Origin of the sequence: Mesorhizobium sp. M8A.F.Ca.ET.207.01.1.1, assembly GCF_004794715.1 — a bacterium.
Taxonomy (GTDB): Bacteria; Pseudomonadota; Alphaproteobacteria; order Rhizobiales; family Rhizobiaceae; genus Mesorhizobium.
Window position 1 is genome coordinate 774,703 of record NZ_SRUS01000001.1, and the last position, 24,534, is coordinate 799,236.

Here is a 24,534-nt window from a genome sequence, read left to right on the forward strand (position 1 = left end):
GTGGCGGACGGCAGGGGCCTGCATCCCGCCGCATGTCGACTTCGGGCGTCCAACGATGCCCGGCCAGGCTCGATCAAAAAGCGTGAACAAACATTCGCAAGTGCTTGCAAGCATTTCGGGAAGGCGCCGTTGCAGGCACGGGCTCGACCGGGCAATGGTCTTGCGGAGCTGGATGTGTAATAGGGTTCCGGATGTGTAATAGGGTTATTGTCTAACTCGCCAGCGGGCGATCCGGGATGATCTTGCCATGACCAGCTTTTCCTCGCGCGTCGCCACCGCCGCCTCCGCGATCCGCCAGATCTTCCCGCAGACACCGCTGCAGGAAAATGACTATCTGTCGAAAAAGACAGGCGCGCGGGTGCTGTTGAAGCGCGAGGATTTGAGCCCCGTGCGGTCCTACAAGATCCGTGGCGCGTTCAATTTCTTCCGCAAGGCGCTTGGCGAAGGCAACCAGGCCGAGCTGTTTGTCTGTGCATCCGCCGGCAACCATGCGCAGGGCTTTGCCTTCGTCTGCCGCCATTTCGGCAAGAAGGGGGTGGTGTTCATGCCGGTGCCGACCCCGCAGCAGAAGATCGACAAGACCAGGCTGTTTGGCGGCGATTTTGTCGAGATCAGGCTGGTCGGTGATTTTTTCGACGACTGCTACCGCGCCGCCTTCGAATTCACCGAAAGCTCCGGTGCCCACATGGTGCCGCCCTTCGACCACAAGGACATCATCGAGGGCCAGGCGACGGTCGCCTATGAGATCGCGGACCAGATGCCGGGCAGGCGCATGCCCGACATCGTCATGCTGCCGGTGGGTGGCGGCGGTCTGGCTGCGGGGGTGACGCACTATTTCGCCGATCAGGGCCGCGAGGCGCGGTTCGTCTTTTGCGAGCCGGCCGGTGCACCGAGCCTGCGTGAGAGCCTTGCGGCCGGAAAACGGCTGAAGCTCGCCAAGGTCGACAACTTCGTCGACGGCGCGGCGGTCGCCGAGATCGGCCGCGAACCTTTGCGCTATCTCAAGGAGTTTGCCGCCGACAGCGTGCGGCTGATCCCGGAAAACCGGCTCTGCGCGACCATGATCGAGATGCTCAACGTCGAAGGCGTCGTCCTGGAACCCGCCGGCGCGTTGGCGATCGATGCGCTGAAGGACTTTTCCAGGAAGGAAATCCGGGGCAAGACCATTGTCGCGGTGGTGTCAGGCGGCAATTTCGATTTCGAGCGGCTGCCGGATGTCAAGGAACGGGCGCTGCGCTTCGAAGGCCTGAAGAAATACTTCATCATCCGCTTCCCGCAGCGGCCGGGCGCGTTGCGCGACTTCCTCGAAATGCTGGGGCCGGACGACGACATCGCGCGCTTTGAATATCTGAAGAAGTCGGCGCGCAACTTCGGCTCGGTTCTGATCGGCATCGAAACCAAGGATCGCCGCAATTTCGATCTGCTCAAGGCGAATTTCGAGGCCGAGGGCGTCCAGTATCAGGACATCACCGACAACGAAACACTGGCGGGTTTCATCATATGAGCGGAAAGGTCTTCATCGCCCTGTTTTCCGGCATCAATGTCGGCGGCAACCGCATCGTCAAGATGGCCGAGCTGCGGTCGTTCTTCGAGGATCTCGGCTTTTCCGCCGTCTCCACCTATGTGCAGAGCGGCAATGCCGTATTCCGGTCCGACAAGGGCGACGCGGCGGCGCTGACCAAGCGAATCGAGGCGGCTTTCGAGGCAAAATGGGGTTTCCATTCGCGCATCATGGTGCGCGATTTCGGATGGTTCGAACGGCTGGTGCGCGAAAATCCCTATCCGGAAGCGGCCGCCGACCACACGAAGCTCCATGCCTACGCGCTGGAGCGTGAGCCGACCGCCGATGAGGTGGCGCGGCTGGCCGAAAAATGCATCGGGCCCGAGCGCTTCGAGGTCAAGGGCGACGTCCTTTATCTCAGCGCGCCGGACGGGCTTGGCAAATCGGTGTTTGCCAACCTCATTCCACGCACGTTGAAAGTGCCGGGCACGGCCCGCAATTGGCGCTCGGTGCTGGCGCTGCTGGAGATGGCGCGCAAGTCCGATAGCGATTGATCCAGGTGTCTCGCCGGAAATACGCGGCGGCGACACGCATGAACGAACTACGCCGCCTCGGCGCGTTTCCAGTCGAAGGCCAGTTCTTCGCGGAACGCAAAGCGCTTGATGTGGTCGGCAACGACGCTTTCGAGCCGCTCGATCGAAGCGGCTTCGTTGGTCGATACCGTGATGTGCAGCGCTGCCCCGTCGGCGTCCATGACCGTGCGGCCGAGTGAAAGGTCGATGACGCCGTGGTTGGGGTCGAACTCGACGGGAAACTTGTGCGCCCAATGTTTGCACAACTGCTGCAGATAGCGGCTCGCGTGCGCCGTGGTGACATTGGCATGGCTGGTCGGCATGAAGGGGGTTCTCCGAAGCTCAATCTCGTGACGTAGCGCCGCTTTTCACGGCAGGCGCCATAGCCGGATAGATAGGCACCACCAAGCGAAACATCACGGAGTGGCCGCCGGTCACTCCAAAAGGGTGATCGATTACCAGCTTCCGGTGTTCGCCATCGACGCCCACGGTTCTGCCTTGGCCTTGGCGGGGCCTTTCTGCAGAAGCTCGATGGAGATGCCGTCCGGCGACCTGATAAAGGCCATGTTGCCGTCGCGCGGCGGCCGGTTGATGGTGACGCCATTGTCCATCAGTCGCTGGCAGGTGGCGTAGATGTCGTCTACCTCGTAGGCAAGGTGGCCGAAATTGCGCCCGCCCTTGTAGTCTTCAGGATCCCAGTTGTAGGTGAGTTCGACCAGCGGCGCCTTGTCGGCGATGCCGCTCTGCTCGTCCTCGGATGCGGCCAGGAAGATCAGCGTGAAGCGGCCCTGCTCGTTTTCATAGCGGCGAACTTCCTTCAGCCCGAGCTTGTTGCAGTAGAAATCGAGCGAAGCATCGACATCGGCGACGCGGACCATGGTGTGCAGATAGCGCATGTGTTTTCCTCGATCTGTTGGGTTGCGGCGCAACATAGGGTCGGCCCGGTCAAAGGGCAATCGTCCGGCGTCAGGCGGCGCCGGCAAAGAACAAATCCGGTATTCCCGCAATGAACCGTGAAAAAAGGCACGTCAGCTCTTGCACACACCGGAAGCCGCGGTGTTAATCTGGTATCAAGAATCAGTTGCGGTGTTCTTGAATAAAGGGGGCATTCTTATGGGGGAAAAGGCCTCTTTGACCGGGCGGGCCAATACCCTTGGCGACGCCTTGACGCGCGACGAAGGCGGCGACGCCGCCGACTTGGCCGAAATCGCCGGCGCCATCAAGTGGTTCGATGTGGCCAAGGGCTATGGCTTCATCCTTCCCGATGACGGTGTTTCGGGCGATATCCTCCTCCACGTGACATGTCTTCGACGGGACGGCTTCCAGACAGCCTTGGAAGGCGCACGCGTGGTCTGTCTTGTGAAGCAAGGCGAGCGCGGGCTGCAGGCCTTCCGTGTGCTTTCCATGGATGTCACCACCGCCGTCCATCCCGCGGAAATGCAGGAACAGCGCACCCATGTCGCGGTGACGCCGGAGAGCGGGCTCGAACGCGCTTTGGTCAAATGGTTCAACCGCACCAAGGGGTTTGGCTTCCTGACGCGCGGCGAGGGGACCGAGGACATTTTCGTCCATATGGAGACCTTGCGGCGCTACGGCATCACCGAGCTTCGGCCGGGGCAGGTCGTGCTTGTCCGTTTCGGCCGCGGTGACAAAGGCCTTATGGCCGCCGAAATTCACCCCGATATGGGCACCTTGCCGGTCTCGCACTAGGGCGAACCGGCCGAGGATTTCATATGACACACAGGAACGGGCTGACGGCGGGCGTGATGTGCGCCGTGGCTGCCGTCATGGTCGCCGCCGCCGCATTCTTCTATTTCCAGGTACCCAGCGCGGCCGATGGCCGGGCGATGATCCTTCCAGTTGATCCCGCGCCGCTGGTTGCCGTGACCAAGAATGGCAAACGCTCCTTCTCGATCGAAGTCGCCGATACCGAGGCCGAGCGGGAAGCCGGCCTGATGTTTCGCGAGGACATGGCCGCCAATCATGGCATGCTGTTCGTCTTCGACGAGACGCGCGACGTCAGTTTCTGGATGAAGAACACGCCGATGGCGCTCGATCTGATCTTTGTCGGCCAGGACGGCAGGATCCGCGCGATCAAGCAGGGTGAGCCGCAATCCGAGGCGATCGTGTCGCCGGGCGAGCCGGTCCGCTTCGTGCTCGAACTCAAGGCCGGCACTGCCGCCAGGGACGGCATCGCGGACGGCGATCTGCTGCGCCATCCGGCAATCGGCACGGCATCGGGTCCTGGCATGCCGCCCGCCGACAAGGGCGATTCTCCGAACGTCGACTCCGACTGAGCCGGGGATCACCTCCCATGCAGTTTTTTTCCCATGACGGGTTCGATCTTGCCTTCCTCGACCGCCAGCCGGCCTCGGGCGCGGGCGATCCGGTGCTGATGATTCATGGCTTTGCTTCGAGCCACTATGTCAACTGGGTGTCGCCCGGCTGGTTCAAGACGCTCAACGATGCCGGTTATCGCGCCATCGCCTTCGACAATCGCGGCCACGGCGCGTCATCCAAGAGTTACGACGAGGCCGATTATACGCCCGCGAAAATGGCTTCGGACGCGGCAGCCCTGCTCGATCATCTCGGTATCGAGCGGGCCCATGTCATGGGCTATTCGATGGGCGCGCGCATCGCGGCCTTCCTGGCGCTGTCCGATCCGGACAAGGTGGCGACGCTGGTCTTTGGCGGCCTGGGCATCGGCATGATCGATGGGGTCGGCGATTGGGATCCGATCGCCGCCGCCCTTCTTGCCGAGGATCCGTCCGCGACCACCCATCCGCGCGGCCGCGCTTTTCGCGCCTTCGCCGACCAGACCCGCAGCGACCGCCAGGCGCTTGCCGCCTGCATCGCCACGTCGCGGGAATTGCTTGGTGAGGACGACATCGCCCGCATCGCACAGCCGACGCTGATCGCGGTCGGTACCATCGACGACATTGGTGGATCGCCGGACGAGCTCGCGGCGCTGATGCCCAACGCCAGGGCCTTCTACATCGAGAGCCGCGACCATATGCTGGCCGTCGGGGACAAGACCTTCAAGCAGCGGGTGCTGGAGTTCTACGCCGAAAATCCGCTTTGAGGCGCCGGTTCCTGGGACGAGCGCCTCGGATTCCGAAACTAAGCTAGGTCAAGGCCTGCAGCGAACGCGCCATGTTCAGCCTTGCCTGCGGCTCGAAGCGCTGCTGGAACTCCTGCGTGTGGAAGATATGCGGTCGGGCAAGGAAGGTCTTAAGCACCGCGCCGCGGCCAGCACGCCACATCGGCTCTTCAACCCAGCCATATTCACGGCGAACCGCCAATTCATAGGCATCGAACGCAACTGCGTCAGCGCCCAGGATCGACAGGTCCATATCGAGGAACAGGCTGGCGTCGCGCGTCGCCGCTGCGTCGTCGAACAGCGGCAACTGGTGCGTGGCGGTGGCGAGGATCATCGCGCTGACGCGGCTCAGGCGCCCGGCATCGGTGCGGCCGGCGAGCTTTTGCTCCGCAAGCGCGGCACTTTGCGCCTCATTGTCCTTGGCTCTGCTGTCGTAGATGACGTCGTGGAACCAGATCGCCGCTTCGACGGCTTCGGGGTCGTCCAGAAGCGTTCGATAGTCGCCGGCCAGCGTTAGCATCGCTTCGATATGGGCGAGGTTGTGGTAATGGCGGCCGGCGGCATGGTAGAGGACAGAAAGCTCGGTTTTCAGGGCGTCGTCGATCAAGGGTTCGTTTTCCATGGCTGCTTGAATTCCTGCGAACCAAATCCATTTGACACAGCACTAAGGAAAATTGAGTTCAATCGTGCTATGATCTGGCTTATATGTGCGGCCGGACAAGCAGGCAGACTAGCAGGACGCAGGATAAGACGTCGATGAACAGCATCAGCATTTCCCGCCACGGCGCGTTGCAGCCGGTCGATCCGATCTGGCGTTCGATCCGCGACGAAGCGATGGAAGCGGTCAACCGCGACCCGCTGCTGGCCGCGTTCCTCTATTCGACGATCCTCAACCAGGAAAGCCTGGAAGAGGCGGTCATTCACAGGATCGCGGAGCGGCTTGCCCATCAGGATATCGGCTCCGATCTCATCCGCCAGACCTTCAAGTCGATGCTTGCCGACGACAAGGACTGGCCAACCACGGTGCGCGTCGACATCCAGGCCTATTATGACCGCGACCCGGCTTGCGACCGGTTCATCATGCCGGTGCTCTACTTCAAGGGCTTTCACGCCATCCAGACCCATCGGCTGGCGCATTGGCTGTGGAACCACGGGCGCAAGGATTTCGCGCTCTACCTGCAGAGCCGTTCGTCCGCTGTCTTCCAGACCGATATCAATCCGGCCGCGCGCATCGGCAAGGGCATCTTTATCGATCACGCCACCGGCCTCGTCGTCGGCGAGACTGCGGTCATCGAGGACGACGTGTCGATCCTGCATGGCGTGACGCTGGGCGGTACTGGCAAGGCCGGCGGCGACCGCCATCCCAAGATCCGCTACGGCGTGCTGATTGGCGCCGGCGCCAAGATTCTCGGTAACATCGAAATCGGCCATTGCTCCAAGATTGCCGCCGGATCGGTGGTGCTGTCGCCTGTGCCGCACAACAAGACGGTCGCCGGCGTGCCGGCCCGCGTGGTCGGTGAGACCGGCTGCGACCAGCCTTCGCGCCAGATGGACCAGCTTCTGCCGTCGCAGAAGATGGATCACGTGATCAGTTTCGATATCTGATTTGCTGGCAGTGCCCGCATGATTGCGATTTGCCCGGCGGCATTGCCGCTTCCGGTGCAATAAGACCGGCTTGCCTTTACATCGCCATTGTCGACGTGCCAGAAGCGCCGTTCAAACGAGCAAGCCCGATGATCGGAGAAGACTGTTGAAGCCGGACGAAATCAGAAAGCTGGACGCCTATTTCAAGCGCGTCTTCCAGAACCCCAAGCTTGAGGTCAAGGCAAGGCCACGCAAGGAAGATTCGGCCGAGGTCTATGTCGGCGACGAATTCCTCGGCATCGTCTTCAAGGACGAGGACGACGGCGACTATAATTTCTCGATGGCGATCCTGGACATCGACCTGGCCTGAGCCCGCAATGCCACGGCAGGCCGCGTCGAGCGCGGCCGGCCCGCTTTCAGCCGTTCAATGTCTGGCCTTGAGGAGCAGCCCTGCCTCGGCCGTGATCGCCGCGTCCAGCGTCTGCCAGTCGCCGAGGAATTCCCTTGGGAAGCGGTAGGTAAGGCTGAGATCATCCCCGACATGGATGTCCCGCTCGCAGGGAGCCAGCGATTCGCTGGCGCTAGGACCGCTGAGGCAGCGGGCCACGAAGGGGTCCTTGCCCGCGCGCTTGCCGACGACCAGCACCTCGTTCATGTAGCCTGATTTTTCATTGAACCCATAGACCGTCGTGCCGCCAAGCCCTGGAATGCCGGGCTGGACGATCAACGCGCTGTAGATTGGCGCGAACCGGCCACTCATGTCGCGCGACATCATCTGCTGCTCGAAGGACAGGAAGATGATGTTCCTGTTGGCTCCGGCGTGATTGAAATCATCGCGCGACGCCTCGCTGTAGCCGTCCATCTGGGGATAGCGCAGATAGAGGTCGAGGCGCGAGGCGATGCCGTCGCGCCGGGCTGGCTCGAACCTGATGAAATTGGCCGGCACGGTGATGATGTTGTGGCCGATCACCACCTCGCGCACGGTCGCGTCGTCGGTGTATCCGGCCATGGCAATGGAACGGCCGAACCATTTACCGCCAAGGCTGATGGCTATCGACAGCAAGGCCAGAGCCGCGAACGCGTAGAACACCCGCTTCATCAGCTTGGAATCGACCACGGTGAGTTCTGGGCCGTCGGCGATCGCTGCCTGCTTCATCTCGGTCCTCGTCCATCACCATCCGGGTGCCCCGCGGCGGCACACATCGCACGGCACGGCTCTTGCAGCCTTCCTGAAACGACTGTGCGATTTCATGGTAAATGGAGGGTTAATATGGCCCAGATGGAACTCCTGCTGTTCGCTTTTGTCGTCGGGCTGACGGTTTGCGGCCTGACGGGCTCGACAATGGAACTGGTATCGGGTCGCAAGGTCGCCTTCGCTGAGCCTTATGTGTCGCCCTCGCATGTGCTGCGCTCGCTGGCTGTCACTGCCGGTGCCGGGCCGTTCATGCTGGTCAACGAAGCCCTCGATGCGCGGCGCCAGGACCGCATTTCGACAGTGGCGCTCCTGTCATGTGGCTGCACCGCTATTGCCTGGTCGCTGGCCCTGGGCAACGTCGTGCTCGCCATTGCTTCCTGGGCGGTCCGTCTCCTAGGGTTTCCAGCCTGAGACGATTCGGAGACCGACAATGCCGCTTTATGCGATCGATGGAACCGAGCCCAGCTTCGCCGATGCGGATTCGAACTGGATCGCGCCCGACGCCACGCTGATTGGCGACGTCAGGATCGGCCGCAATGCCGGCTTCTGGTTCGGCGTCGTCATCAGGGGCGACAACGAGCCCATCGTCATCGGCGCCGGCACCAATGTGCAGGAACACACGGTTATGCACACCGATCCCGGCTTTCCGCTGACCATCGGCGAAGGATGCACCATCGGCCATCGCGCCATGCTGCATGGCTGCACGATTGGTGACAACAGCCTGATCGGCATGGGCGCCATCGTGCTGAACGGCGCCAGGATCGGCAAGAATTCACTGGTCGGCGCCGGCGCCCTGATCACCGAAGGCAAGGAATTCCCGGACAATTCGCTGATCGTCGGTTCACCGGCAAAGGCGATCAGGGTGCTGGACGACGCGGCGGTCGAGCGGCTGCGTGGCTCCGCCGCGCACTACGTCGCCAACGCCGGGCGCTTCAAGGCGGGGCTGAAAAAGGTCTGAAGCCGGCTTTGGCGATGGGTGTCGCCCGGTTCGTCGCTGCAACTCATCGTCCCTTGGAGCGTCGCTTGGCCGTCGCATCGCGCAGCAACGAAGCTCCGGCTTCAAAGCCGGCTTTGTCGGCCTCCTCAAGGGCCGTCGTGTAGTCATCGATACGGGTTTCGAGCGTCGGGTCCGCGCCGGCGGCGAGAAGCAGGCGGATCGCCTCGACGCTGCGGATGGCCACCGCATAGTGAAGCGGCGTCCAGTCGTTGACGCCCCGCATGTTGGGATCGGCGCCGCCGTCGAGCAGCACCTGCATGATGTCCGTCCTGTCGGCCCGCTCGGTGGACAACGCCGCGATCAGTGCCGGAAACCCGCCATGATCCCGGTAGTTCGGATCCGTGCCGGCATCGAGCAAAGTCGAGATGAAGCCGACCGGGCTCCAGTAGATCGCATACTCCAGCGGATGCCCGAGCCCCAGTTCGAACGGCATGCGCTCGTCGAACCAGCGGGGCGAGTTGCCCAAGGCCTTGCCAAGAGCATTGAAGTCACCGGCCTTGAAGGCATCGTCGATGGCCTTGAACAGCCGAGGAAGCTCGCATCGATCTTCCGGGATTTCCAACATCGCCGTGATCCAGAGCGCAAACTAACCGGTCTATACTGCGCCGATCGCCATTGCGTCGGAAGCGGGAGCAGTGGACAATCTGATTGAAATTTAGACTACAGCACTGAGCCCATCGGCATTGCTGGCCGCGCACCTCATTACTGTTATAGTGTCTATCTGGTGCCAAAGAGGTGCCTTTCTGCATGCCACGAGAGCTTAGTGAGCAGGTGCAGCAAATGTTTTTGCTATTTGGCATTCTTTTGGCGGGTGTCCTCGCTGGGATGGGGTTGGAGCGTTTCCTATCGAGGAAGCGGAGGCAGGCATTGAGAGAAAGGAACCGCTTGCGCTGGGCGAGAGAGCGCAGTGGAGGCGACATCCTTGGCGGCCTGTGGGCCGAACCGAAGCCTGTTTCCCCGCCGCCGAAACCAACCGATCCCGCGGATCAGTTGCGGATTGTTATGGGGGCGACCTTCACGGTCCAGGCGCTCCTCAACAAAAGCGAGGCTCGCGTCTTCAAGGCGCTTGACCGTATGGTCATCGCTTGCAATCCTGGATGGCAGGTGATGGCGCAAGTGTCATTGGGCGAAATTCTGCGCAGCGCGGATGCCGACGCCTACAGTTGCATCAATTCGAAACGGGTGGACCTCCTTCTCGTAGACGAGAACTGTCAGCCTCGACATGCGCTCGAATACCAGGGCCATGCGCACCATCAGGGTTCAGCCGCCGCGCGTGATGCGGTGAAAAAGGAGGCCCTGCGTCGAGCTGGCATTAGCTATCATGAGATCGTCGGCGGCCATACGACGCCTTCCGAACTCAGGCGGCTAGTCGAGAAGCTGGTGGAAAGGCCCGCATCGGCCCAATAGCTGTCTTGCAGCTTCCTTGATCCCAGAAATGGCGGAGCCGGCCCGGGGACGGGGCCGGCTCCTTTGACCCGGTCGTTGGGGACGGGGAGGGTGGGGACTCGACCGGGTTTCTCGTTGAGCGCGTCGCAGCCGTGCAACGCGCCTGACCTTGTTGGCGTCCTCAGCGGACGCTGGCGACCGCATCGGAACGGCCGTCGTTGATCGTCACCCAAACGCCGGAGTTTTCCGTCGATTGACGCTTCAGATAGGTGTAGTCGGTGTCCGTCCAGGACAGCACCTTGGTTTCCAGATTGTCGAGGATGAACTCGCCGAGGCTGGTGCGCACGGTCAGCACCGCATGGCCGTCGCCGTTCGGCTGGCGTGCAACCGTCATCAAAAGGTCGCCGGCGGGCACGCCCACATTCATCAGCTCGCGCCGCTTTTCCAGCGCGTAGTCCTCGCAATCGCCATAGCCACTGTCCGGGTAGGCCCAGTATTCCTCGACACCGTAGTTTTCCATGTCGGTGCGCGGCTTGACGCGGGTGTTGACCGAATTGTTGATGCTGACGATCGACGCCCAGAGCTTGCGGGTCAGGTCGACCGGTTCTCCCTTGGGGGTCTTTTCGTTGCATTCGCCCGGGATGCGTTGGCAGAATTCATAGTGGCCAACAGGCTGCGTGGTGCGTCCGCCGGTATGCATGTAGGCCGGTCCCGCGGCATATGCTGATCCCCAGGCGGAAAGCTGCATCGCCATTGCCACCAGCAACAGCTTGCCCCTCGTTCTTTTCATTATTCAGTCTCCCCGTTCGAAGGAGACATTGCCACATGTGGATTTATTTGACGCAAAAGCGCGAAGTAGATTTTAAGTAAAACGCCCGTAGAATAAACATAAAATTTGAATCATTTGAGTATTGAATTGTTCGGATTGCGGGATTGGTTTTCGGCGAATTCGGCCGCGCGCGGACCATTCCTGACTATGGCGACCTGTCGCCCGAGGACGTATCGATCGTCGCACCCCGGAATCAAAAAGCCGGCCGTGAGGGCCGGCTTGACGGGCGTGCTTTGCGGCCTGATCAGGCGCGCGGCGTGTTGAATTCCGAATCGAGCGTTTCGGGGCGCTGGATGACGGCGAATTCGATGGCGACGCCATCTTCGAAATGCCGAACGATCTGGCCGCGCATCGTGCCGAGCATGACCTGGACGCCGATCGCCGGTTTGACCTCGATCTCGATCGCGGCGCCGGACAACGACAGATCGATGATCCGGCACTGATACTGACGGCCGTCGGTGAGCTGCAGCACGCTGGTCGGGTTGCGTGGCGAGACGCGCTCGTGTCGGCGGTCTTCCGGCAGGTCGAGCTCGTGCTTGTTGGCGAGCCATGTCAATTGCGCCGCGAGCTTGTCCTTCTTGCGGTCGGACGCAATCACCGTCATTGCGAAGCCGTCCGGCAACGTGCGCGTCAAGACACCTTCGATGCGACCGATATGATCGATATAGGCGATGACTTTCTCGCCGGGCATGCCGATGCGGTCGGTGCGAAGCGCGACGTTGCCAGGCGACATGTCCACGACCTGGCAGGGGTGCTCGGTGCGGTCCTCCAGCATGAAACGTCCGTATATCTTGACCCGGACGCGCTGAAAGTTACGCCTTTCAGCTTGGGACGGCGCATAGTCGACCGCCGCTGACCTCATGACTGCCTACACCCCGTTTGGCATCCCGCGCCTTAATGCGAGGGACTTCATCAGAGAAGTACAACAAAGCGGGTTAACAAAGGGGAAAAACAGGCCCGCGGGACTGTGTGATCATCAACTATCTTCGCGCCCGCCGTCGAAGACGACGAGGTGGCGGATGCGGCGCGCCCGGCCGAGCGCCGAGATCGTGTCGGGCGCCCCGATCTCGTCGGGAACGAGCGAGGGAACGTCGATCGCCGGACGGTTGTTCAGCAGCTCTTTCTCCGGGTCGATGACGCGTATTGAATCGATTAAGGCGTCCGTGATCGGATCCGCGCCTAGCCAGAACGGCTTCTCCGCGGCGCTGATCACGCCGAGGCAGCGCGGATTTTCAATGCCGCCATCGAGCGGCAGGGCGAGCAATTCGAACTTGTTGGAGCGGCCGTTGCGGCTGAAGCCCTCGAAAATGATCAGCACGACCGATTTCTGGTCGAAAACCCCGTGGATCAGCCGCGAAACCAGCCGCTGATCCTTTTCGCGCCACAGCGACGGGAAGGAAAACCCCTTGAGTTCGCGGCCGTAGCAGGCGCAGAGCCTGGTGCCGGCCAGACGAAACACGGGCTGACCACGCGTGTCCCTTTCCAGGATGAACGTATCGGCCAGCAGCGACTTGATGTCGGCCGGCTCGACTTCCGATCGCTTCGGAGCGGGGCGTCCGTCACGCAGGCGGTTCCAATAGTGGAACAGCGTGATCGATCCGTTTTGGTTCATACTAAAAAGCTCCGCGCATTCTGTCGTCTGATGTCCCATCGGTGAACAGAAGGGCGCCCTCCGATGACCTACATGCGTTCCGGAGCAGGAAGCGTGCCAGCGTCGTTAACACTTGTTCACGGGTCGGGGCCGTTAAGGTTAACAAGTGGTTTACGTTGCGGCCTGGCGAGCCGCGTGGCACACCAAAACCACTCCAGAAGCGGTCGTTTCGCGACGATCGGCAGCACTTCAGTCAAGAGTTTTAGGGGAGCAGGGGGCTCGACCGGCCGTTCAAGGGAAACCTTGGACGGCTTCTTTTTTGATTCGCACCTGTGATTCGGAGCGGGACGATTCGCCATTTGCGGTTCCATCGGCGGTGATCTAGATGCTGGCCAGACCGAACCAGCCCCAGACCGAACCGGCCCCGGACTGAACCAGCATCGAGTGCGATTGCAGATGAATGAACCGCAAAATCCGTCCCAGCCCGAACCGGCCGAAGCCATGCCGCCGCCGGCGCGTGAGCCGGTGTTCAACCTGCCGCCGATCGTGCTGGCGGTGATCGGCATCTGCGCGATCGTCTATCTGCTGCAGCAATATGTGCTGAACGACGCCCAGCAAATGACGCTGCTCTATGACGGGGCGTTCATTCCGGTCCTCTATACCGGCCAATACGGCTTCGACTGGTTCTCTTTCACCCGGCCTTTCACTTACGCTTTCATGCATGGCGGCTTTGCCCATATCGCCATCAATATGGTCTGGCTCGCCGCCTTTGGCTCGCCGCTGGCCAATCGTCTCGGCGCGCTCCGGTTCGCATTGTTCTTTGCCGCCACCGGACTGGCTTCGGTGGCGCTCTTCTGGGCCATGCATCCATACGGAGAAGCGCCGCTGGTCGGCGCATCGGGCGCCATATCGGGCATGACGGGGGCCGCGGCGCGCTTTGGCTTCCACACCGACCGCTCGGCCGGCAAGGCTGCTTTCGCCGGCCCGGTGCTGCCGGTCGCGATCGTGTTGCGCTCGCGCGGCGTCGTCATTTTCCTGGCCATGTGGATGATCATCAATCTCGCCACCGGCCTTCTCGGTTTCGCGCCGGGCGTGGACGGCCAGATCGCCTGGGAGGCCCATATAGGCGGCTTTGTCGCGGGCTTCTTCGGCCTGCGCTGGTTCGACAGGGGATGGCAAGCGCCTGAATGGGAAGCGCCCGACCACACTTGAAATGCAACCCATCACGGCGCACGATGTTCACTCTTATGCGAAAACCGGTCAGGTCAGGAACCGGTTGGCAAAGTAGAGGAGGACGCCATGACGGTTAAGGCAATTCTCGAGAGCAAGGGCCATGACGTGCTGACGCTCGGGCCCAACGAAAAACTCAGCGAAGCCATTCGCATCCTGACAGAACACAAGATCGGCGCACTGGTCATCACCAATGGCGATCGCAAGATCGTCGGCATCCTCTCCGAGCGCGACATCGTGCGGGTGATCGCCAAGGAAGGAGCCGCCGCGCTCGACATCGCGGTGCGCTCGGCCATGACGCCGAAGGTGAAGATCTGCAATGAGAACCACACCGTCAACGAGGTGATGGAGATCATGACCCGGGGCCGCTTCCGCCATCTGCCGGTGGAAAAGGACGGCCTGCTGGATGGCATCGTGTCCATCGGTGACGTGGTCAAGCGCCGCATCGAGGACGTCGAGCGCGAGGCAGAGGAAATCCGGGCCTACATCGCCACCGCCTGAGCGGTGACGGCTGCCGCCGACCGAATGCCGGCCGGCGGCACCAGGACTACCTGTTGTCGAGTTCAGAGCGGACGAGTGCGAGCCCGCGCCTTGTGATGCGGTAGGGCCCGCCGCCCGACGACGAAACCGCCTTCTTGCGTTTCAATTTTCGAAACAGGTCGAGATCGACGTCAGGATAATGCCAGCCGTCGCGGGTCAGGCATTTGACGGAAGCGATCCTTTTCTTGTCGTTCTTTTCGATTTCAATGCGTCCGCCCTGTGCGAGCAGGTGCAGGATGCGCTGTTCAGTACGCGAAATATCCATGTGAAGAGTTTCCGGGAAAACGAAAAATGCCGCCGCCGCGAAGCTTCGCGGCACGGGGTTTCAGGTTTTCTGCCCTGCCTCATCGAGAGGTCAGGGCCTTACCGGGACTGAGCGTAAGTGGACATCCACTCTCCATTGGGATGAGCGTCCTATAGGCAAAAATGGCTGGGAAGGCCAGACCGAGGCTTTGCGCTTGTCTCTTCTGGCGGTTTGCACTAGCGAAGCGGGTACGATTTGTACCTGCTGAATGTGCAGCGCATTCGGCAATCATCCGGAATTTGACGGCAGGCCATGAGCATCATCGATACCCGTACACCCGACGCAAAACGCCTGATATCAGGTGCCACCGGCGACTGGGAGATCATTATCGGCCTTGAGGTTCACGCTCAGGTCATCTCGGAGGCAAAGCTCTTCTCCGGCGCCTCGACCGCATTCGGGGCTGCGCCCAATGCCAATGTCAGCCTAGTCGATGCGGCAATGCCCGGCATGCTGCCCGTCATCAACGAGGAATGCGTCAAGCAGGCGATCCGCACCGGCCTGGGGCTGAAGGCGGCGATCAACCACAAGTCGGTCTTCGACCGGAAGAACTATTTCTATCCGGACCTGCCGCAGGGCTACCAGATCTCGCAGTTCAAACAGCCGATCGTCGGCGAGGGCACGGTCATCGTCTCGGTCGGTCCCGACCGCAAGGGCGAGTTCGAGGACATCGAGGTTGGCATCGAGCGCCTGCACCTGGAGCAGGATGCCGGCAAGTCGATTCACGACCAGCACCCGACCATGTCCTATGTCGACCTCAACCGCTCCGGCGTGGCGCTGATGGAGATCGTGTCGAAACCCGACCTGCGCTCCGGCGACGAGGCCAAGGCCTATGTGACCAAGCTGCGCACCATCATGCGCTATCTCGGCACCTGCGACGGCAACATGGACGAAGGCTCGCTGCGTGCCGACGTCAACGTCTCGGTGCGCCGGCCAGGGGGCGAATTCGGCACCCGCTGCGAAATCAAGAACATGAATTCGATCCGCTTCATCGGCCAGGCCATTGACTACGAGGCGCGCCGGCAGATCGCTATCCTCGAGGACGGCGGCAAGATCGATCAGGAAACGCGGCTGTTCGATGCCGTCAAGGGCGAGACGCGCTCGATGCGCTCCAAGGAAGAGGCGCACGACTACCGCTACTTCCCCGATCCCGATCTTCTGCCGCTGGAATTCGACCAGGCCTATGTCGACGCCCTGGCCAAGGCATTGCCGGAACTGCCCGACGACAAGAAGGCGCGGCTGATCTCCTCGCTCGGCCTCTCGACCTACGACGCAGCGATCCTGGTGTCGGAAAAGCCGATCGCCGATTATTTCGAGAAGGTAGCGGCCGGGCGCGACGGCAAGCTCGCCGCGAACTGGGTCATCAACGATCTGCTGGGCGCTCTCAACAAAGCCGGCAAGGACATTGAATCCGCTCCGGTTTCGCCCGACCAACTCGGTGCGGTCATCGACCTGATCAAGGAAGGCACCATCTCCGGCAAGATCGCCAAGGACCTGTTCGAGATCGTCTGGAGCGAGGGTGGTGATCCTCGCCAACTGGTCGAAAGCCGTGGCATGAAGCAGGTCACCGACACCGGCGCCATCGAGAAGGCGGTCGACGACGTGATCGCGGCCAATCCCGACAAGGTCGAGCAGGCACGCGCCAAGCCGACCATGGCCGGCTGGTTCGTCGGCCAGGTGATGAAGGCGACCGGCGGCAAGGCCAATCCGCAGGCCGTCAACGATCTCGTCAAGGCCAAGCTGGGTATCGAGTAAAGGCATGTTCGTCCGCACCGCCGGGGATCGCGACCTCGCAGCCGTCCGGGCGTTGCTGGTCGAGACTTGGCATGCCAGCTATGACGCGATCTACGGTGCCGAACGGGTCACCGAGATCACCAATGAATGGCACTCCATCGCTTCGTTGAAGGCCAGGCTGGTCAAGCCGAGCAGTGAGTTCCTCGTTGCCGATGACGGCAAGCGCATTGGCGGTATGGCGTTTGCCGAAGCCGTCGGCGACGGCGGCGTGGTTATGCTCAGGCAGCTCTATGTGCTTCCTGCGCTGCAGGGCCGAGGTATCGGCGGCATGCTGCTCGACGAAATCATCGAGAGTTTTCCGGAAGCCCATGGGATTCGGCTCGAAGTGGAAGAGAAGAACACCCGCGCCGTAGCCTTCTATCGGGCCAATGGCTTCGTCCAGGCCGGCCGCACCGACAATTGCGGCTCCGCCGGTTCGGCCATCCCGGCGTTGATCTATGAACGGGTACTTGCTGCCTGACCACCGTGGCGGCGTGATCACCTTCGCGCGAGTGCCCGTCCCGGGCTCCGTTTTCGTTTGACGGCCCTGATGTCCGCCACCAAAGGTGCTTAGGCCGACCCGCTCGAAGCCGGAATAAACCGACGCGCGCGGGACGGCTTGGGGGGAACCATGCCAAGCCTGCCGGAACTGATGCCGACCGAGGTGTCGGACGAAACCTTTGGCGGCGTCACCTATCACATAGCGGGCGAACTGGTGCCTGTGCTTTCCGTCGACGTGACGCGGATGCCTGTCTATTTCGAGCACCACATCCTGCTGTGGAAGAATTCCACGATCACCATCGGCCTGAAATCGCTGAAGGGTGCGCTGAAGCGCATGATGGCCGGCATGCAGATCTTCGTCACCGAGGCGTCGGGAGCGGGCATCATCGCCTTCAGCCGCGACGGACCGGGTCACATCGTGCCGATTCACCTGCGGCAAGGCGAGGAGATCCAGGTGCGCGAGCACCAGTTCCTCGCCGCCACAGGCAATGTCGACTACACGTTCGAGCGTGTACGCGGCCTGGCGACGATGCTGTTCGGCCAAAGCGGCTTCTTCATCGACCGGTTTCGCGGCGATAGCGGGGACGGCATCGTCTGGCTGCACGGTTACGGCAACGTTTTTGAAAAGACGCTCGCTCCGGGCGAAACCATCGACATCGAACCCGGCGGCTGGCTGTTCAAGGATGCCTCGGTCAGGATGGAAACCAAGATCGACCGGCTGTCGAGCGGCTTCTTCGGCGCCAACATGAATTTCATCGTCAACCGCTTCACGGGTCCGGGCAGGGTCGGCATCCAGTCAATGTACCTGCATATGCCGACCGAGGAGTAGGCTGGGAAAGCCGCAAGCGGGACGGGTGAAGGCCAGGATCAGCGCGACCGCAGCGGTGGCGACAGTTCGCGTATCAGCAATTCGAGTTCCCGCTGTGTGCTTCGCGCTGGCAGCGTTGAGACTGCAAACAGCAATCGAGAGTGCAGCCGATCAGGCGGTGGAAACGTCCACATTGTCGATCAGCCTGGTTTTTCCCAGCCAGGCGGCGGCGAGGACGCGGCCCATTCGGTCGTGCCGCCATGGCGCAAGGGTCAGGCTTTCGCGGGCTTCGACATAATCGACTTTCTGGAAGCCGGCGACGATCAGGGCTCGGCTTGCTTCGGCGATCGTTTCTTCCTGACCTGCGCCCGCCGCCAGCGCCGTTGCCGCCTTGCGCAGGATAAGGTTGAACTGGCGGGCGGTCTGGAGTTCGGCTTCATCGAGATAGGCGTTGCGTGACGACATGGCGAGGCCATGCGCGTCGCGAATGGTCGGTGCGCCGATGATCTCGACGGGCAGGTCGAGGTCGCGGCAAAGCTGCTTGACGACGCAAAGCTGCTGATAATCCTTTTCGCCAAAGATGGCGAAGTCGGGTACGGCCTGCAGGAGAAGCTTGGCCACCACTGTGGCGACGCCATCGAAAAAGGTGGGTCGAAAGTCCGTTTCGAGCCCGGCTGACGGGCCGCCGACCGAGATTTTCGTCGCAAAACCGGGGGGATACATCTCGTTGACATCAGGCGTGAAGGCGAGATCGGCCTTGGCCATCGTCAGCATATAGAGGTCGCGGGCCAACTGGCGCGGGTATTTGTCGAGATCCTCGCTCGGCGCGAACTGCGTCGGATTGACGAAGATCGACACCACGCATCGATCGGCTCTTTCGAGGGCGATCTTGATCAGCGAAAGATGCCCGTCATGCAATGCGCCCATGGTTGGCACCAAGGCGATGCGCTGCCCATCGCGCCGCCAGTCGCGGATGCGTGCGCGAAGCTCGGCAACGCTGTCGACGACGTCGGGCCGGCTCATGCTTCATCCCCGCCATTTGTTTTTGAAAAGACATGGGCACGGCCGGGGAATTCGCGGTCCCGTACCTCCGATGCGTAGCGCTCGGCGGCATGCGCGATCACGCTGCGCAGATCGGCGTATTGCTTGACGAATTTAGGCACCCGGTCGACGGTCAGCCCGACCATGTCGTCGATGACCAGGATCTGGCCGTCGCACTCGCTGCTGGCGCCGATGCCGATGGTTGGAATGGCGATGCGGCCGGTGATGTCCGCGGCGACCGTCTCGATCGTTCCTTCAATGACCAGGGAAAACGCACCGGCCTTCTCGACCGCGAGCGCGTCGGCGATCAGGGCGGCAACATTCTCGTCCGTCCGGCCCTTGATCTTGTAGCCGCCGTCTTTCTCGACCGATTGCGGCTGCAGGCCGATATGGCCCATGACCGGGATACCGGCGGCCACGATCGCCGCGATCTGAGCGGCCATGTCGACGCCTCCCTCGAGTTTCACCGCCTGGCAACCGGTCTCGCCAACGATGCGCCGCGCCGAGGCCACGGCTTGCGCGGCTGAATCCTCATAGGTGCCGGCCGGCATGTCGACGACGACGCAGGCCCTGGCCGAGCCCCGCATCACGGCTTGGCCGTGCGCGATCATCATCTCCAGCGAGGCGCCCAGCGTCGTCTCATGGCCATGCAGGACCATGGCGACGCTGTCGCCGACCAGGAGCAGGTCGACATGGGGATCGAGCAGGCGGGCGATCGGGTACGTGTAGGCGGTGAGGCAGACGATCGGCGTGCCGCCCTTGCGGCGGCGAATCAGGTCGGCACCGATGCGAATGTCGGTGGTCGGCAATTGCGTGGCCAATCGTCGCCTCCTTTAGTCCCCGAGGCGGAGAGGATTTCCGCCTGGGCGCGCAGAGCTTTAGAAAGAGCGGCAAGGCTTGGCAAGCGTGCATCCGGCCACCCCAGGGATCACAGGCCCAGGGATCACAGGCTTGTGTCGGGTCCCTGGCGCGCCATTTGCGCGCTCCCGCGGCAAAACCCTTGCCTTCCCGAGGGCCTGACGCCATAAGCAGGAAACGGGCGCCACCAGCGCGAGGGTTCTGAGATGAAGACTTTCCTGACGCAGTTTTTCACCTGGTGGAACAGCCAGACGCTGGGAACGCGCCTGCACACCTGGCGGTACGGCAAGAGGGTCGGCCAGGACGAGGCCGGCAATGTCTACTATGAAGGCGGTATCGATTCGGAAGGCCGTACGCGCCGTTGGGTCATCTACCGCAACTATTCGGAAGCGTCGGCCATTCCGCCGGGCTGGCACGGCTGGATTCACCATCGTGTCGATGTCGTTCCCCCCAGCGACGACTACCGGCCGCGCGACTGGCAAAAGCCGCACCTGCCCAATCTGACCGGCACGCCCGCGGCCTATCGCCCGAAGGGCTCGGTGCTGACCAACCAACATCGCCCGCAGGTCACCGGCGACTACGACGCCTGGACGCCGGGGTCGTAACGGCGCGGGTTTGTAACCGTAAGGTGCAGGCCGGTCCTTTATCGCCACAATTGGTGTTTAGCTGCTTGCTGATCAGAAAACGGCGACTAGCCTTGGCGATCGATGGAATCACCTGGGCGCGAACCACCGGTACCCCTGCATGAGCTTTTTCAACCTGATATCGACAGGCGGTCTGACGCTAGCCGCCAGCCTCGCCGTCAGCACCGTCGCCTTTGCGGCTTCACCCACACCTGCCGCCCCGGCGCCGCCAGCGGCAGCGGGATCGGATCGCATTGCCAACCCGGTCGCCGAGTTCGCCGGTATCGACAAGATCACCGGCCGCATCATCACCTTCGATGTCTATATCGACGAGACGGTGCAGTTCGGCGCCCTGCAGGTGACGCCACGCGTCTGCTATTCCCGGCCGGAGAACGAGGAGCCGAAGACCGATTCCTTCGTCGAGGTCGACGAGATCACGCTCGACCGCAAGATCCGCCGCATCTTCACCGGCTGGATGTTTGCCGAAAGCCCTGGCCTCAATGCCGTCGAGCACGCCGTCTATGACGTCTGGCTGAAGGAATGCAAGCAGAAGTCGGATGTACCGGCGCCTGATGCTGGCAAGGCCGACGGAGCGAAAGCCGACGCCTCGAAGCCGGCCGCGACCAAGCCCGCCTCGGCCAGGCCCAAGCCCCCGGTCACTCCGGACGCGGCACAGCCGGACGACGCCGCGGAACCGGACACGACCACCGCCAACTGATCTCTTGGAACCGCCATGGCGGGCGCGCGTTGGAGCACCAAGACGTGCCCGGAGGATATGCTATGTCGGACAGCAAGCGGATCATGGCCAACAAGGCCGAGTTGTTGGAACTCGAAAAGGGGTTCTGGACGGGTGACAGTGCCTACTACGCCGCCAACGCGGACACCGAATGCCTGGTGGCGTTTCCGCGGATGGCCAAGGCGATGGATAATGCCGATCTGGCCGAGACCGCGACCAAGCCCAACCGCTGGCGCGATCTCGACATCGAGCTCAAGGGCATAATCGAGCCGGGCAGCGACATCGTCATGCTGACCTACGAGGCGCATGCGACGCGCGAGAATGGCGAACCCTACGCCGCACTGGTCAGCACCGGCTATGTCCACCGCGTCAACGGTTGGAAGATGATGTTCCATGCGCAGACGCCGATCGAGGCTGCGCCCAAGTAGGGCTTGATCCCTACGGAAAGAAGATCGCTTCACCCTTGAGCGCGTCGGCCAGCATCTTTTCATACTTGCCGCGCGGCACGTCGACAGCGCCAAAGCGCTTGAGGTGCTCGGTGGTGAACTGCGTATCGAGGAGCGCGAAGCCGCGAGCCTTCAGGCGCTCGACGAGATGCACGAGACAGATCTTCGACGCGTCCGTCTCTTTGGAAAACATGCTTTCCCCGAAAAACACCCGCCCGAGCGAGACCCCATAGAGCCCGCCGACCAGACGCCCCCCCCGCCATGCCTCGACCGAATGGCAGTGTCCCATCCGGTGCAGTTGCACATAGGCTTCGCGGATCGGCGCGTTGATCCAGGTCGAGCGGCGCTCCTCGCGCTTTTCGGCGCAGCCGTCGATCGTCGCCTCGAAGTCGAAGTCGAAACGGATGTCGAACGGGTGCCTGCGGATCGTCTTCTGCAGGCTTTTGGGCGTGTGAAAGCCCTCGAGCGGAATGATGCCGCGCTTTTCCGGGCGCACCCAGAACACTTCCGGGTCACCAGCACTTTCGGCCATCGGGAACACGCCCGAGGCGTATGCCTTGAGCAGAAGGTCGGTGGGGATGCGATAGCCTGGCGCGTATGGACGGGTCATCGCGTCCCCGCGCTATTCGCCCTTGGCCAGATATTTTTCCAGCCAATGGATGTCGTAGTCGCCGTTGGCGATGTCGGCATTGCCGACGAGATCGCGAAACAGCGGCAACGTCGTCTTGATGCCGTCGACGACGAATTCGTCGAGCGCCCGGCGCAGCCGCATCATGCATTCGACTCGGTTGCGCCCATGCACGATCAGCTTGCCGATCAGGCTGTCATAGTAGGGCGGGATCTTGTAGCCGGAGTAGACACCGGAATCGACGCGGATTCCGAGGCCGCCGGGCGTATGAAAATGGGTGATCGTGCCGGGCGAGGGGGTGAAGGTGCGCGGATCCTCGGCATTGATGCGGCATTCGATGGCGTGGCCGTTGAACTTGATGTCTTCCTGCTTGACCGAAAGGCCGCCGCCGGAAGCGACGCGGATCTGCTCGTGGACCAGATCGATGCCGGTGATCGCTTCCGTCACCGGATGCTCGACCTGGAGACGCGTGTTCATCTCGATGAAATAGAACTCGCCGTTCTCGTACAGGAACTCGATCGTTCCGGCGCCCGAATAGCCGAGATCGGCAATCGCCTTGGCGCAGATGCCGCCGATGCGCGACCGTTCCTCGGCGTTGAGCGCCGGCGAATTGGCCTCTTCCCAGACTTTCTGGTGGCGCCGCTGCAGCGAGCAGTCGCGCTCGCCAAAGTGCACGCCGCCGCCGAAGCCGTCGCCAAACACCTGCACCTCGATGTGGCGCGGCTTCTCCAGGTATTTCTCGATGTAGACCGCGTCGTCGCCAAAGGCCGCGCCGGCCTCCGAGCGCGCCGTCTGCAGGGCGATTTCGAGGTCCGCCTCGGTATGCGCCACTTTCATGCCGCGTCCGCCGCCGCCGGCCGACGCCTTGATGATGACGGGATAGCCGATCTCGGCGGCGATCCGCCTGGCTTCCTTTTCCTCGGTCACCGCACCGTCGGAGCCGGGCACCACCGGAATGCCAAGGCGCTTTGCGGTGCGCTTGGCCTCGATCTTGTCGCCCATGACGCGGATATGGTCGCCGGACGGACCGATGAAGGTGATGTTGTGCGCCGCCAGGATGTCGGCGAACTTGGCGTTCTCCGACAGGAAACCGTAGCCCGGATGCACAGCGTCGGCGCCGGTGATCTCGCAGGCCGCGACGATCTGGTGGATGTTGAGATAGCTGTCGCGCGACGGCGGCGGACCGATGCACACGCTTTCGTCGGCCAGCCGCACATGCATGGCGTCGGCATCGGCGGTCGAATGCACCACCACCGTCTGGATGCCGAGTTCCTTGCAGGCGCGCAGCACCCGAAGTGCGATTTCGCCGCGATTGGCGATGAGGATCTTCTGGAACATCCGGCTCGCTCTACTCGATCACGACAAGCGGCATGCCGTATTCGACCGGCGTCGCGTCCTCGAACAGGATCGCCGTCACCGTGCCGGCGCGCGGCGAGGGAATCTGGTTCATCGTCTTCATCGCCTCGATGATCAAGAGCGTCTGTCCTTCCTTGACCTTCTGGCCGACCTCGATGAACGGCTTGGCGTCCGGCGACGGCGCCAGGTAGGCAGTACCGACCATGGGCGAAGGGACGGCGTTCTTGGACACGTCGACCGCGGCCGGGGCAGCCACGGCGGCAGATTGGGATGCCGCTGCCGGCGCGTAGGCCGGTTGCGGTGCGGCGATCGCATGGACGGTGGGCGCCTGCCGTGACACCCGTACCTTCAGGTCGCCGAGTTCAACCTCGATCTCGGTCAGGTTGGTGTCGTTCAGTATGCCCGCCAGATCGCGGATCAGTTGCTGGTCAACACCGGTCTTCTTTATCGACATTTTCGAGCCTTCTGTTTGTTGGCCGGTCATAGGCGTGCGGCCAGCGCTTGCAGCGCCAGCGTGTAGCCGAGCGGCCCAAAGCCACAGATCATGCCGACCGCGACCGGCGCGACCATCGAGACGTGGCGGAACGGTTCCCGCGCGTGGATGTTGGAAAGGTGAACTTCGGCGACCGGCAGCGGCGCGATCGAGCGGATGGCGTCGTGGATGGCAATCGAGGTATGGCTGTAGGCGCCTGGATTGATGACGATGCCGGCGGCCTTGTCGCCGGCTTCCTGGATCCAGTCGACAAGATCGCCTTCATGGTTCGACTGGCGGAAATCGATCTCGATCCCGAGCGCTTTGCCTGCCTGCTTGCAGTCGTCGGCGATGGCCGCGAGCGTCTTGCCGCCATAGATGCCCGGCTCGCGCTTGCCGAGCGCGTTGAGATTGGGACCGTTCAGGACGAAAACCGTTTTCAAAAAAGTCGACCTTTTCCGGCGCC

General features: G+C 62.3%; 33 protein-coding genes. 18 read left to right on the forward strand and 15 right to left on the reverse strand.

What is annotated here, in order from left to right:
• Positions 1–247 precede the first annotated feature (247 nt).
• Both ilvA and EN850_RS03955 read left to right on the forward strand, forming a co-directional pair.
• Positions 248–1,504, forward strand: a complete 1,257-nt coding sequence (gene ilvA / locus EN850_RS03950) for a threonine ammonia-lyase IlvA (protein WP_136090668.1) — start codon at positions 248–250, stop codon at positions 1,502–1,504.
• Positions 1,501–2,055, forward strand: coding sequence for a DUF1697 domain-containing protein (locus EN850_RS03955; RefSeq protein ID WP_135880247.1), 555 nt, complete (start codon positions 1,501–1,503; stop codon positions 2,053–2,055). Before ilvA ends, EN850_RS03955 begins: the two co-directional genes overlap by 4 nt.
• A 47-nt stretch (positions 2,056–2,102) precedes the next feature.
• Here the strand turns inward: EN850_RS03955 and EN850_RS03960 are convergent, their stop codons facing one another.
• Both EN850_RS03960 and gloA read right to left on the reverse strand, forming a co-directional pair.
• Entirely contained in the window at positions 2,103–2,396 is a 294-nt protein-coding gene (locus tag EN850_RS03960; RefSeq protein WP_135918660.1) for a DUF2218 domain-containing protein, read from the reverse strand.
• 132 nt (positions 2,397–2,528) lie between these two features.
• Positions 2,529–2,969 carry a lactoylglutathione lyase gene (gene gloA, locus EN850_RS03965; protein ID WP_127280045.1) on the reverse strand — a complete coding sequence of 147 codons (441 nt, stop codon included), beginning with the start codon at positions 2,967–2,969 and terminating at the stop codon, positions 2,529–2,531.
• 217 nt (positions 2,970–3,186) lie between these two features.
• Between gloA and EN850_RS03970 the strand changes: the two genes are divergently transcribed.
• The 3 genes from EN850_RS03970 to EN850_RS03980 are packed head-to-tail and all read left to right on the forward strand — an operon-like array spanning position 3,187 to position 5,155.
• Positions 3,187–3,783 carry a cold-shock protein gene (locus tag EN850_RS03970; RefSeq protein ID WP_127869719.1) on the forward strand — a complete coding sequence of 199 codons (597 nt, stop codon included), beginning with the start codon at positions 3,187–3,189 and terminating at the stop codon, positions 3,781–3,783.
• A gap of 23 nt (positions 3,784–3,806) precedes the next feature.
• Positions 3,807–4,370 (forward strand): DUF192 domain-containing protein, encoded by a 564-nt coding sequence (locus EN850_RS03975; protein WP_135864208.1) that lies wholly within the window; start codon positions 3,807–3,809, stop codon positions 4,368–4,370.
• A gap of 17 nt (positions 4,371–4,387) precedes the next feature.
• Positions 4,388–5,155, forward strand: a complete 768-nt coding sequence (locus EN850_RS03980; protein WP_135864210.1) for an alpha/beta hydrolase — start codon at positions 4,388–4,390, stop codon at positions 5,153–5,155.
• A gap of 43 nt (positions 5,156–5,198) precedes the next feature.
• Here EN850_RS03980 and EN850_RS03985 read toward each other — a convergent pair whose 3' ends face one another.
• Complete coding sequence (locus EN850_RS03985) at positions 5,199–5,795, reverse strand: hypothetical protein (RefSeq protein ID WP_136090669.1); 597 nt, start codon at positions 5,793–5,795, stop codon at positions 5,199–5,201.
• 134 nt (positions 5,796–5,929) lie between these two features.
• On the opposite strand from EN850_RS03985, the gene cysE reads away from it, so the two are divergent.
• Together cysE and EN850_RS03995 are read left to right on the forward strand one after the other, a co-directional pair.
• On the forward strand, positions 5,930–6,778 hold the full coding sequence (gene cysE, locus EN850_RS03990) for a serine O-acetyltransferase (RefSeq protein WP_127280041.1): 849 nt from the start codon (positions 5,930–5,932) through the stop codon (positions 6,776–6,778).
• 145 nt (positions 6,779–6,923) lie between these two features.
• On the forward strand, positions 6,924–7,127 hold the full coding sequence (locus EN850_RS03995; RefSeq protein ID WP_006200852.1) for a DUF3126 family protein: 204 nt from the start codon (positions 6,924–6,926) through the stop codon (positions 7,125–7,127).
• 54 nt (positions 7,128–7,181) lie between these two features.
• Here the strand turns inward: EN850_RS03995 and EN850_RS04000 are convergent, their stop codons facing one another.
• On the reverse strand, positions 7,182–7,913 hold the full coding sequence (locus EN850_RS04000) for a hypothetical protein (protein WP_127869423.1): 732 nt from the start codon (positions 7,911–7,913) through the stop codon (positions 7,182–7,184).
• A 114-nt stretch (positions 7,914–8,027) separates the two neighbouring features.
• On the opposite strand from EN850_RS04000, the gene EN850_RS04005 reads away from it, so the two are divergent.
• Positions 8,028–8,363, forward strand: coding sequence for a hypothetical protein (locus EN850_RS04005; RefSeq protein WP_135928790.1), 336 nt, complete (start codon positions 8,028–8,030; stop codon positions 8,361–8,363).
• Positions 8,364–8,382: 19 nt separating this feature from the next.
• Positions 8,383–8,910 (forward strand): gamma carbonic anhydrase family protein, encoded by a 528-nt coding sequence (locus tag EN850_RS04010; RefSeq protein WP_135928789.1) that lies wholly within the window; start codon positions 8,383–8,385, stop codon positions 8,908–8,910.
• A 43-nt stretch (positions 8,911–8,953) separates the two neighbouring features.
• On the opposite strand, the gene EN850_RS04015 is transcribed toward EN850_RS04010, so the two are convergent.
• Positions 8,954–9,514 (reverse strand): ankyrin repeat domain-containing protein, encoded by a 561-nt coding sequence (locus tag EN850_RS04015; protein WP_135928788.1) that lies wholly within the window; start codon positions 9,512–9,514, stop codon positions 8,954–8,956.
• Between the two features lie 215 nt (positions 9,515–9,729).
• Here EN850_RS04015 and EN850_RS04020 point away from each other — a divergent pair, with 215 nt between their 5' ends.
• On the forward strand, positions 9,730–10,356 hold the full coding sequence (locus EN850_RS04020) for a DUF2726 domain-containing protein (RefSeq protein WP_245520697.1): 627 nt from the start codon (positions 9,730–9,732) through the stop codon (positions 10,354–10,356).
• A gap of 160 nt (positions 10,357–10,516) precedes the next feature.
• Here EN850_RS04020 and EN850_RS04025 read toward each other — a convergent pair whose 3' ends face one another.
• The 3 genes from EN850_RS04025 to EN850_RS04035 form a co-directional block, all read right to left on the reverse strand.
• Positions 10,517–11,125, reverse strand: coding sequence for a transglutaminase-like cysteine peptidase (locus tag EN850_RS04025; protein ID WP_135928786.1), 609 nt, complete (start codon positions 11,123–11,125; stop codon positions 10,517–10,519).
• 283 nt (positions 11,126–11,408) lie between these two features.
• Positions 11,409–12,026, reverse strand: a complete 618-nt coding sequence (locus EN850_RS04030; RefSeq protein ID WP_127281204.1) for a PilZ domain-containing protein — start codon at positions 12,024–12,026, stop codon at positions 11,409–11,411.
• A gap of 114 nt (positions 12,027–12,140) precedes the next feature.
• On the reverse strand, positions 12,141–12,776 hold the full coding sequence (locus EN850_RS04035) for a PAS domain-containing protein (RefSeq protein ID WP_127869418.1): 636 nt from the start codon (positions 12,774–12,776) through the stop codon (positions 12,141–12,143).
• Positions 12,777–13,211: 435 nt separating this feature from the next.
• On the opposite strand from EN850_RS04035, the gene EN850_RS04040 reads away from it, so the two are divergent.
• The gene (locus tag EN850_RS04040; RefSeq protein ID WP_136090670.1) at positions 13,212–13,967 is read left to right on the forward strand and encodes a rhomboid family intramembrane serine protease; all 756 of its coding nucleotides are present in this window, start codon (positions 13,212–13,214) and stop codon (positions 13,965–13,967) included.
• Between the two features lie 87 nt (positions 13,968–14,054).
• The gene (locus tag EN850_RS04045) at positions 14,055–14,486 is read left to right on the forward strand and encodes a CBS domain-containing protein (protein WP_127280953.1); all 432 of its coding nucleotides are present in this window, start codon (positions 14,055–14,057) and stop codon (positions 14,484–14,486) included.
• 46 nt (positions 14,487–14,532) lie between these two features.
• On the opposite strand, the gene EN850_RS04050 is transcribed toward EN850_RS04045, so the two are convergent.
• The gene (locus tag EN850_RS04050) at positions 14,533–14,790 is read right to left on the reverse strand and encodes a YjhX family toxin (RefSeq protein WP_127280952.1); all 258 of its coding nucleotides are present in this window, start codon (positions 14,788–14,790) and stop codon (positions 14,533–14,535) included.
• Between the two features lie 291 nt (positions 14,791–15,081).
• Here EN850_RS04050 and gatB point away from each other — a divergent pair, with 291 nt between their 5' ends.
• The 3 genes from gatB (at position 15,082) to EN850_RS04070 (ending at position 17,929) form a co-directional block, all read left to right on the forward strand.
• On the forward strand, positions 15,082–16,581 hold the full coding sequence (gene gatB / locus EN850_RS04060) for an Asp-tRNA(Asn)/Glu-tRNA(Gln) amidotransferase subunit GatB (RefSeq protein ID WP_136090671.1): 1,500 nt from the start codon (positions 15,082–15,084) through the stop codon (positions 16,579–16,581).
• A 4-nt stretch (positions 16,582–16,585) separates the two neighbouring features.
• Positions 16,586–17,080, forward strand: a complete 495-nt coding sequence (locus EN850_RS04065; protein WP_127869415.1) for a GNAT family N-acetyltransferase — start codon at positions 16,586–16,588, stop codon at positions 17,078–17,080.
• Between the two features lie 150 nt (positions 17,081–17,230).
• On the forward strand, positions 17,231–17,929 hold the full coding sequence (locus tag EN850_RS04070; protein ID WP_136090672.1) for an AIM24 family protein: 699 nt from the start codon (positions 17,231–17,233) through the stop codon (positions 17,927–17,929).
• A 150-nt stretch (positions 17,930–18,079) separates the two neighbouring features.
• On the opposite strand, the gene panC is transcribed toward EN850_RS04070, so the two are convergent.
• Together panC and panB are read right to left on the reverse strand one after the other, a co-directional pair.
• Positions 18,080–18,931, reverse strand: a complete 852-nt coding sequence (gene panC / locus EN850_RS04075; RefSeq protein ID WP_136090673.1) for a pantoate--beta-alanine ligase — start codon at positions 18,929–18,931, stop codon at positions 18,080–18,082.
• Entirely contained in the window at positions 18,928–19,770 is an 843-nt protein-coding gene (panB, locus tag EN850_RS04080; protein ID WP_127869413.1) for a 3-methyl-2-oxobutanoate hydroxymethyltransferase, read from the reverse strand. The genes panC and panB overlap by 4 nt, the downstream gene beginning before the upstream one ends.
• Before the next feature lie 243 nt (positions 19,771–20,013).
• Here panB and EN850_RS04085 point away from each other — a divergent pair, with 243 nt between their 5' ends.
• From EN850_RS04085 to EN850_RS04095, 3 genes are all read left to right on the forward strand, one after another.
• Positions 20,014–20,412 carry an NADH:ubiquinone oxidoreductase subunit NDUFA12 gene (locus EN850_RS04085; protein WP_136090674.1) on the forward strand — a complete coding sequence of 133 codons (399 nt, stop codon included), beginning with the start codon at positions 20,014–20,016 and terminating at the stop codon, positions 20,410–20,412.
• 139 nt (positions 20,413–20,551) lie between these two features.
• Positions 20,552–21,148 (forward strand): DUF2155 domain-containing protein, encoded by a 597-nt coding sequence (locus tag EN850_RS04090; RefSeq protein WP_127280304.1) that lies wholly within the window; start codon positions 20,552–20,554, stop codon positions 21,146–21,148.
• A 62-nt stretch (positions 21,149–21,210) separates the two neighbouring features.
• Positions 21,211–21,594: a hypothetical protein gene (locus EN850_RS04095; protein ID WP_127280303.1), complete on the forward strand. Its 384-nt coding sequence runs from the start codon at positions 21,211–21,213 to the stop codon at positions 21,592–21,594.
• Between the two features lie 10 nt (positions 21,595–21,604).
• On the opposite strand, the gene aat is transcribed toward EN850_RS04095, so the two are convergent.
• The 4 genes from aat to aroQ are packed head-to-tail and all read right to left on the reverse strand — an operon-like array spanning position 21,605 to position 24,511.
• Positions 21,605–22,222: a leucyl/phenylalanyl-tRNA--protein transferase gene (aat, locus tag EN850_RS04100; protein ID WP_135864227.1), complete on the reverse strand. Its 618-nt coding sequence runs from the start codon at positions 22,220–22,222 to the stop codon at positions 21,605–21,607.
• A 12-nt stretch (positions 22,223–22,234) separates the two neighbouring features.
• Positions 22,235–23,578 (reverse strand): acetyl-CoA carboxylase biotin carboxylase subunit, encoded by a 1,344-nt coding sequence (gene accC / locus EN850_RS04105; RefSeq protein WP_127280307.1) that lies wholly within the window; start codon positions 23,576–23,578, stop codon positions 22,235–22,237.
• Between the two features lie 10 nt (positions 23,579–23,588).
• Positions 23,589–24,050: an acetyl-CoA carboxylase biotin carboxyl carrier protein gene (gene accB, locus EN850_RS04110; protein WP_127279917.1), complete on the reverse strand. Its 462-nt coding sequence runs from the start codon at positions 24,048–24,050 to the stop codon at positions 23,589–23,591.
• Between the two features lie 26 nt (positions 24,051–24,076).
• Positions 24,077–24,511 carry a type II 3-dehydroquinate dehydratase gene (gene aroQ, locus EN850_RS04115; RefSeq protein ID WP_127279916.1) on the reverse strand — a complete coding sequence of 145 codons (435 nt, stop codon included), beginning with the start codon at positions 24,509–24,511 and terminating at the stop codon, positions 24,077–24,079.
• Between the last annotated feature and the right edge of the window lie 23 nt (positions 24,512–24,534).

Bases quoted from the DNA above. Each gene is read 5' to 3' on its own strand.
- EN850_RS04090 (WP_127280304.1), top strand. From the start codon at position 20,552: ATGAGCTTTTTCAACCTGATATCGACAGGCGGTCTGACGCTAGCCGCC.
- EN850_RS03955 (WP_135880247.1), top strand. From the start codon at position 1,501: ATGAGCGGAAAGGTCTTCATCGCCCTGTTTTCCGGCATCAATGTCGGC.
- accB (WP_127279917.1), bottom strand. From the start codon at position 24,050: ATGTCGATAAAGAAGACCGGTGTTGACCAGCAACTGATCCGCGATCTG.
- EN850_RS04010 (WP_135928789.1), top strand. From the start codon at position 8,383: ATGCCGCTTTATGCGATCGATGGAACCGAGCCCAGCTTCGCCGATGCG.
- EN850_RS03975 (WP_135864208.1), top strand. From the start codon at position 3,807: ATGACACACAGGAACGGGCTGACGGCGGGCGTGATGTGCGCCGTGGCT.
- gloA (WP_127280045.1), bottom strand. From the start codon at position 2,969: ATGCGCTATCTGCACACCATGGTCCGCGTCGCCGATGTCGATGCTTCG.
- EN850_RS03970 (WP_127869719.1), top strand. From the start codon at position 3,187: ATGGGGGAAAAGGCCTCTTTGACCGGGCGGGCCAATACCCTTGGCGAC.
- EN850_RS04015 (WP_135928788.1), bottom strand. From the start codon at position 9,514: ATGTTGGAAATCCCGGAAGATCGATGCGAGCTTCCTCGGCTGTTCAAG.
- EN850_RS04035 (WP_127869418.1), bottom strand. From the start codon at position 12,776: ATGAACCAAAACGGATCGATCACGCTGTTCCACTATTGGAACCGCCTG.
- EN850_RS04005 (WP_135928790.1), top strand. From the start codon at position 8,028: ATGGCCCAGATGGAACTCCTGCTGTTCGCTTTTGTCGTCGGGCTGACG.
- EN850_RS04065 (WP_127869415.1), top strand. From the start codon at position 16,586: ATGTTCGTCCGCACCGCCGGGGATCGCGACCTCGCAGCCGTCCGGGCG.
- EN850_RS04025 (WP_135928786.1), bottom strand. From the start codon at position 11,125: ATGAAAAGAACGAGGGGCAAGCTGTTGCTGGTGGCAATGGCGATGCAG.
- EN850_RS03960 (WP_135918660.1), bottom strand. From the start codon at position 2,396: ATGCCGACCAGCCATGCCAATGTCACCACGGCGCACGCGAGCCGCTAT.
- EN850_RS03985 (WP_136090669.1), bottom strand. From the start codon at position 5,795: ATGGAAAACGAACCCTTGATCGACGACGCCCTGAAAACCGAGCTTTCT.
- gatB (WP_136090671.1), top strand. From the start codon at position 15,082: ATGAGCATCATCGATACCCGTACACCCGACGCAAAACGCCTGATATCA.
- EN850_RS04085 (WP_136090674.1), top strand. From the start codon at position 20,014: ATGAAGACTTTCCTGACGCAGTTTTTCACCTGGTGGAACAGCCAGACG.
- EN850_RS04070 (WP_136090672.1), top strand. From the start codon at position 17,231: ATGCCAAGCCTGCCGGAACTGATGCCGACCGAGGTGTCGGACGAAACC.
- EN850_RS04030 (WP_127281204.1), bottom strand. From the start codon at position 12,026: ATGAGGTCAGCGGCGGTCGACTATGCGCCGTCCCAAGCTGAAAGGCGT.
- EN850_RS04040 (WP_136090670.1), top strand. From the start codon at position 13,212: ATGAATGAACCGCAAAATCCGTCCCAGCCCGAACCGGCCGAAGCCATG.
- cysE (WP_127280041.1), top strand. From the start codon at position 5,930: ATGAACAGCATCAGCATTTCCCGCCACGGCGCGTTGCAGCCGGTCGAT.
- EN850_RS04000 (WP_127869423.1), bottom strand. From the start codon at position 7,913: ATGAAGCAGGCAGCGATCGCCGACGGCCCAGAACTCACCGTGGTCGAT.
- accC (WP_127280307.1), bottom strand. From the start codon at position 23,578: ATGTTCCAGAAGATCCTCATCGCCAATCGCGGCGAAATCGCACTTCGG.
- EN850_RS04020 (WP_245520697.1), top strand. From the start codon at position 9,730: ATGTTTTTGCTATTTGGCATTCTTTTGGCGGGTGTCCTCGCTGGGATG.
- EN850_RS04045 (WP_127280953.1), top strand. From the start codon at position 14,055: ATGACGGTTAAGGCAATTCTCGAGAGCAAGGGCCATGACGTGCTGACG.
- EN850_RS04095 (WP_127280303.1), top strand. From the start codon at position 21,211: ATGTCGGACAGCAAGCGGATCATGGCCAACAAGGCCGAGTTGTTGGAA.
- panC (WP_136090673.1), bottom strand. From the start codon at position 18,931: ATGAGCCGGCCCGACGTCGTCGACAGCGTTGCCGAGCTTCGCGCACGC.
- EN850_RS04050 (WP_127280952.1), bottom strand. From the start codon at position 14,790: ATGGATATTTCGCGTACTGAACAGCGCATCCTGCACCTGCTCGCACAG.
- EN850_RS03980 (WP_135864210.1), top strand. From the start codon at position 4,388: ATGCAGTTTTTTTCCCATGACGGGTTCGATCTTGCCTTCCTCGACCGC.
- aat (WP_135864227.1), bottom strand. From the start codon at position 22,222: ATGACCCGTCCATACGCGCCAGGCTATCGCATCCCCACCGACCTTCTG.
- ilvA (WP_136090668.1), top strand. From the start codon at position 248: ATGACCAGCTTTTCCTCGCGCGTCGCCACCGCCGCCTCCGCGATCCGC.